This is a genomic window from Neisseria sp. P0004.S004, assembly GCF_051963335.1.
In the GTDB taxonomy this organism is placed as follows: domain Bacteria; phylum Pseudomonadota; class Gammaproteobacteria; order Burkholderiales; family Neisseriaceae; genus Neisseria.
In genome coordinates this window covers 1-6,244 of record NZ_JBQCUK010000019.1, presented here as the reverse complement: position 1 = coordinate 6,244, position 6,244 = coordinate 1, and the positions used below count along the sequence as shown (strand labels likewise).

1 protein-coding gene, 2 tRNA genes and 3 rRNA genes are annotated in these 6,244 nt (G+C 50.3%); all 6 read right to left on the bottom strand.

Annotated features, from left to right (window positions below; translation table 11 throughout):
* Nucleotides 1-58: 58 nt before the first annotated feature.
* Complete coding sequence (locus ACTHRY_RS11075; protein ID WP_049323884.1) at nt 59-346, bottom strand: ComEA family DNA-binding protein; 288 nt, start codon at nt 344-346, stop codon at nt 59-61.
* 381 nt (nt 347-727) lie between these two features.
* A 5S ribosomal RNA gene (gene rrf, locus ACTHRY_RS11070) occupies nt 728-841 on the bottom strand.
* Between the two features lie 96 nt (nt 842-937).
* Nucleotides 938-3,826, bottom strand: a 23S ribosomal RNA gene (locus tag ACTHRY_RS11065).
* Between the two features lie 347 nt (nt 3,827-4,173).
* Nucleotides 4,174-4,249, bottom strand: a tRNA-Ala gene (locus tag ACTHRY_RS11060).
* 5 nt (nt 4,250-4,254) lie between these two features.
* A tRNA-Ile gene (locus tag ACTHRY_RS11055) sits at nt 4,255-4,331 on the bottom strand.
* Nucleotides 4,332-4,436: 105 nt separating this feature from the next.
* Nucleotides 4,437-5,977, bottom strand: a 16S ribosomal RNA gene (locus ACTHRY_RS11050).
* The 16S, 23S and 5S rRNA genes sit together here with 2 tRNA genes alongside, the layout of an rRNA operon.
* Nucleotides 5,978-6,244: the final 267 nt, after the last annotated feature.

The window sequence follows — 6,244 nt, the reverse complement described above, 5'->3', positions numbered from 1 at the left end:
CCCGTGGCCCAACCGGCAAACGGTTCGGCCGCAGGGCGGCATACAGGCAGAGTCCGGCTTATTTTTTCACGGCAGGCTGCGCGGCCTTAGGCGCGGCAGAAGAAACCGTCGCCTCCGCCTTCAACTTGTTCAGCACCGCATCACCGATGCCCTTCACGTTTTTCAGCTCCTCCACCGATTTGAACGCACCGTTCTTCTGACGGTATTCCACAATCGCCTTCGCCTTAGCCGGGCCGATACCCGGCAATGCCTCCAGCTCCGCAGAAGAGGCCGTATTGACGTTCACAGCAGCCAAAGAGAATGCCGTACAAACGGCGGCAACTACACCAAATAAAAATTTCTTCATCAGGGTTTTCCTATAACGTGTCAGATTGAATAAACCGGGCCGTCTGCAGGACGGTTTTCCCCACCCCGCCGATACTGCCGCATCGACAGTAGAACACGGCCCTGTTCCATATAAATGCATACGACATATTAACGCAAATGCCGTTTGATTTCAAACATTCCAAACGGTTAACCGTAACTTTCGGTACTTTTGTGCAAGAATAACAACAGGGTAAATATCCCCAATTCAAATGCCAAGATGCACAAATACCCCATAAACACCGGTACATCAATATCCCAATGTTTGACCCCAACACCTGTTATCCCAATTCTGCCGCCAAACCGACAGAAACGACAGGCATGTAAAAAGCCCCCAACATCAGTCGGGGGCTTCGGAATGGGTGTTTGGCGGTGACCTACTTTCACATGGAAGAACCACACTATCATCGGCGCTGAGTCGTTTCACGGTCCTGTTCGGGATGGGAAGGCGTGGGACCAACTCGCTATGGCCGCCAAACTTAAACTGTTACAAATTGGTAAAGCCTTAATCGGTATAAATGGTGATGACTGAATCAGTCAGTAAGCTTTTATTATTTGAAGTTCTTCAAATGATAGAGTCAAGCCTCACGAGCAATTAGTATGGGTTAGCTTCACGCGTTACCGCGCTTCCACACCCCACCTATCAACGTCCTGGTCTCGAACGACTCTTTAGTGTGGTTAAACCACAAGGGAAGTCTCATCTTCAGGCGAGTTTCGCGCTTAGATGCTTTCAGCGCTTATCTCTTCCGAACTTAGCTACCCGGCTATGCAACTGGCGTTACAACCGGTACACCAGAGGTTCGTCCACTCCGGTCCTCTCGTACTAGGAGCAGCCCCCGTCAAACTTCCAACGCCCACTGCAGATAGGGACCAAACTGTCTCACGACGTTTTAAACCCAGCTCACGTACCACTTTAAATGGCGAACAGCCATACCCTTGGGACCGACTACAGCCCCAGGATGTGATGAGCCGACATCGAGGTGCCAAACTCCGCCGTCGATATGAACTCTTGGGCGGAATCAGCCTGTTATCCCCGGAGTACCTTTTATCCGTTGAGCGATGGCCCTTCCATACAGAACCACCGGATCACTATGTCCTGCTTTCGCACCTGCTCGACTTGTCGGTCTCGCAGTTAAGCTACCTTTTGCCATTGCACTATCAGTCCGATTTCCGACCGGACCTAGGTAACCTTCGAACTCCTCCGTTACTCTTTGGGAGGAGACCGCCCCAGTCAAACTGCCTACCATGCACGGTCCCCGACCCGGATTACGGGTCTGGGTTAGAACCTCAAAGACACCAGGGTGGTATTTCAAGGACGGCTCCACAGAGACTGGCGTCTCTGCTTCAAAGCCTCCCACCTATCCTACACAAGTGACTTCAAAGTCCAATGCAAAGCTACAGTAAAGGTTCACGGGGTCTTTCCGTCTAGCAGCGGGTAGATTGCATCTTCACAACCACTTCAACTTCGCTGAGTCTCGGGAGGAGACAGTGTGGCCATCGTTACGCCATTCGTGCGGGTCGGAACTTACCCGACAAGGAATTTCGCTACCTTAGGACCGTTATAGTTACGGCCGCCGTTTACTGGGGCTTCGATCCGATGCTTGCACATCTTCAATTAACCTTCCAGCACCGGGCAGGCGTCACACCCTATACGTCCACTTTCGTGTTAGCAGAGTGCTGTGTTTTTAATAAACAGTCGCAGCCACCTATTCTCTGCGACCCTCCAGGGCTTACGGAGCAAGTCCTTAACCTTAGAGGGCATACCTTCTCCCGAAGTTACGGTATCAATTTGCCGAGTTCCTTCTCCCGAGTTCTCTCAAGCGCCTTAGAATTCTCATCCTGCCCACCTGTGTCGGTTTGCGGTACGGTTCGATTCAAACTGAAGCTTAGTGGCTTTTCCTGGAAGCGTGGTATCGGTTACTTCATGTCCGTAGACACTCGTCATCACTTCTCGGTGTTAAGAAGACCCGGATTTGCCTAAGTCTTCCACCTACCGGCTTAAACAAGCTATTCCAACAGCTTGCTAACCTAACCTTCTCCGTCCCCACATCGCATTTGAATCAAGTACAGGAATATTAACCTGTTTCCCATCGACTACGCATTTCTGCCTCGCCTTAGGGGCCGACTCACCCTACGCCGATGAACGTTGCGTAGGAAACCTTGGGCTTTCGGCGAGCGGGCTTTTCACCCGCTTTATCGCTACTCATGTCAACATTCGCACTTCTGATACCTCCAGCACACTTTACAATGCACCTTCATCGGCCTACAGAACGCTCCCCTACCATGCCAGTAAACTGGCATCCGCAGCTTCGGTTATAGATTTGAGCCCCGTTACATCTTCCGCGCAGGACGACTCGACCAGTGAGCTATTACGCTTTCTTTAAATGATGGCTGCTTCTAAGCCAACATCCTGGCTGTCTGGGCCTTCCCACTTCGTTTACCACTTAATCTATCATTTGGGACCTTAGCTGGCGGTCTGGGTTGTTTCCCTCTTGACAACGGACGTTAGCACCCGCTGTCTGTCTCCCGAGGAACCACTTGATGGTATTCTTAGTTTGCCATGGGTTGGTAAGTTGCAATAACCCCCTAGCCATAACAGTGCTTTACCCCCATCAGTGTCTTGCTCGAGGCACTACCTAAATAGTTTTCGGGGAGAACCAGCTATCTCCGAGTTTGTTTAGCCTTTCACCCCTATCCACAGCTCATCCCCGCATTTTGCAACATGCGTGGGTTCGGTCCTCCAGTACCTGTTACGGCACCTTCAACCTGGCCATGGATAGATCACTCGGTTTCGGGTCTACACCCAGCAACTGTTCGCCCTATTAAGACTCGGTTTCCCTACGCCTCCCCTATTCGGTTAAGCTCGCTACTGAATGTAAGTCGTTGACCCATTATACAAAAGGTACGCAGTCACACCACAAGGATGCTCCCACTGTTTGTATGCATCAGGTTTCAGGTTCTATTTCACTCCCCTCCCGGGGTTCTTTTCGCCTTTCCCTCACGGTACTGGTTCACTATCGGTCGATGATGAGTATTTAGCCTTGGAGGATGGTCCCCCCATATTCAGACAGGATTTCACGTGTCCCGCCCTACTTTTCGTACGCTTAGTACCACTGTTGAGATTTCGAATACGGGACTATCACCCACTATGGTCAAGCTTCCCAGCTTGTTCTTCTATCTCGACAGTTATCACGTACAGGCTCCTCCGCGTTCGCTCGCCACTACTTGCGGAATCTCGGTTGATTTCTTTTCCTCCGGGTACTTAGATGGTTCAGTTCTCCGGGTTCGCTTCGCTTATCCTATGTATTCAGATAAGGATACCTCCTAAGAGGTGGGTTTCCCCATTCGGACACCGCGGGATCATAGCTTTATTGCCAGCTCCCCCGCGCTTTTCGCAGGCTTACACGTCCTTCGTCGCCTATCATCGCCAAGGCATCCACCTGATGCACTTATTCACTTGACTCTATCATTTCAAGAACCTCTTTGACTTCGTTTACCTACCCGTTGACTAGGGAAGCAAACTTGAAATTCCTACTTTGATAAAGCTTACTGCTTGTTGTGTCTTAATCCTGCCTTTTGTGTTTCAGGATTAAGTCGATACAATCATCACCCAAATACTGTGTTTGTTTCCTTTTCTCTTGCGAGAGATTTTTTATCCTTTGCAAAGAACAAAAAATCAAAACAAACTCATTGTCTTTGTTTGTTGATTTCGGCTTTCCAATTTGTTAAAGATCGATGCGTCGATATTTCACTTCGCAAATCAAAATAAGCTGCTAAGTATAGCAGGCTTCCTTTAATTTGTAAAGTACTTGGTGGAGGCAAACGGGATCGAACCGATGACCCCCTGCTTGCAAAGCAGGTGCTCTACCAACTGAGCTATGCCCCCGTTCTTGGTGGGTCTGGGAGGACTTGAACCTCCGACCCCACGCTTATCAAGCGTGTGCTCTAACCAGCTGAGCTACAAACCCGGATTCTCTTCTTAAGCGAATCTTGTCTTCACTCAAGCTTTTCTCTTCCGCATCTTTTACAGTTTACCGATAAGTGTGAATGCATCAGACCTCTTCTTTCTCTAGAAAGGAGGTGATCCAGCCGCAGGTTCCCCTACGGCTACCTTGTTACGACTTCACCCCAGTCATGAAGCATACCGTGGTAAGCGGGCTCCTTGCGGTTACCCTACCTACTTCTGGTATCCCCCACTCCCATGGTGTGACGGGCGGTGTGTACAAGACCCGGGAACGTATTCACCGCAGTATGCTGACCTGCGATTACTAGCGATTCCGACTTCATGCACTCGAGTTGCAGAGTGCAATCCGGACTACGATCGGTTTTGTGAGATTGGCTCCGCCTCGCGGCTTGGCTACCCTCTGTACCGACCATTGTATGACGTGTGAAGCCCTGGTCATAAGGGCCATGAGGACTTGACGTCATCCCCACCTTCCTCCGGCTTGTCACCGGCAGTCTCATTAGAGTGCCCAACTTAATGATGGCAACTAATGACAAGGGTTGCGCTCGTTGCGGGACTTAACCCAACATCTCACGACACGAGCTGACGACAGCCATGCAGCACCTGTGTTACGGCTCCCGAAGGCACTCCTCCGTCTCTGGAGGATTCCGTACATGTCAAGACCAGGTAAGGTTCTTCGCGTTGCATCGAATTAATCCACATCATCCACCGCTTGTGCGGGTCCCCGTCAATTCCTTTGAGTTTTAATCTTGCGACCGTACTCCCCAGGCGGTCAATTTCACGCGTTAGCTACGCTACTAAGCAATCAAGTTGCCCAACAGCTAATTGACATCGTTTAGGGCGTGGACTACCAGGGTATCTAATCCTGTTTGCTACCCACGCTTTCGAGCATGAACGTCAGTGTTATCCCAGGAGGCTGCCTTCGCCATCGGTATTCCTCCACATCTCTACGCATTTCACTGCTACACGTGGAATTCTACCTCCCTCTGACACACTCTAGTCACCCAGTTCAGAACGCAGTTCCCAGGTTGAGCCCGGGGATTTCACATCCTGCTTAAGTAACCGTCTGCGCTCGCTTTACGCCCAGTAATTCCGATTAACGCTCGCACCCTACGTATTACCGCGGCTGCTGGCACGTAGTTAGCCGGTGCTTATTCTTCAGGTACCGTCATCAACTGTCGGTATTAGCAACAGCCTTTTCTTCCCTGACAAAAGTCCTTTACAACCCGAAGGCCTTCTTCAGACACGCGGCATGGCTGGATCAGGCTTGCGCCCATTGTCCAAAATTCCCCACTGCTGCCTCCCGTAGGAGTCTGGGCCGTGTCTCAGTCCCAGTGTGGCGGATCATCCTCTCAGACCCGCTACTGATCGTCGCCTTGGTAGGCCTTTACCCCACCAACTAGCTAATCAGATATCGGCCGCTCGAATAACGCAAGGCCCGAAGGTCCCCTGCTTTCCTCCTCAGAGAATATGCGGTATTAGCTAATCTTTCGATTAGTTATCCCCCATTACTCGGTACGTTCCGATATGTTACTCACCCGTTCGCCACTCGCCACCCAAGAAGCAAGCTTCTCTGTGCTGCCGTCCGACTTGCATGTGTAAAGCATGCCGCCAGCGTTCAATCTGAGCCAGGATCAAACTCTTATGTTCAATCTCTAACTTATAACTTCTGGTCTGCTTCAAAGAAACCGACAGGACAATGTCTAAAACATCATCTTGTCTGTCTTTCAAACAGTGTGAGGCCTAATGCACTCACACTTATCGGTAATCTGTTTTTTAAAGAGCGAATCGAATTATACAGTATATTTAGCAAATGTCAACTAAAATTATCGAAAATTTCAACCAACTGTGTTATACTGTCTGCTTCGTTTTCTTCACCGCATCAGCAGCGAAGAACCGAACTATACGCCTTCCAAC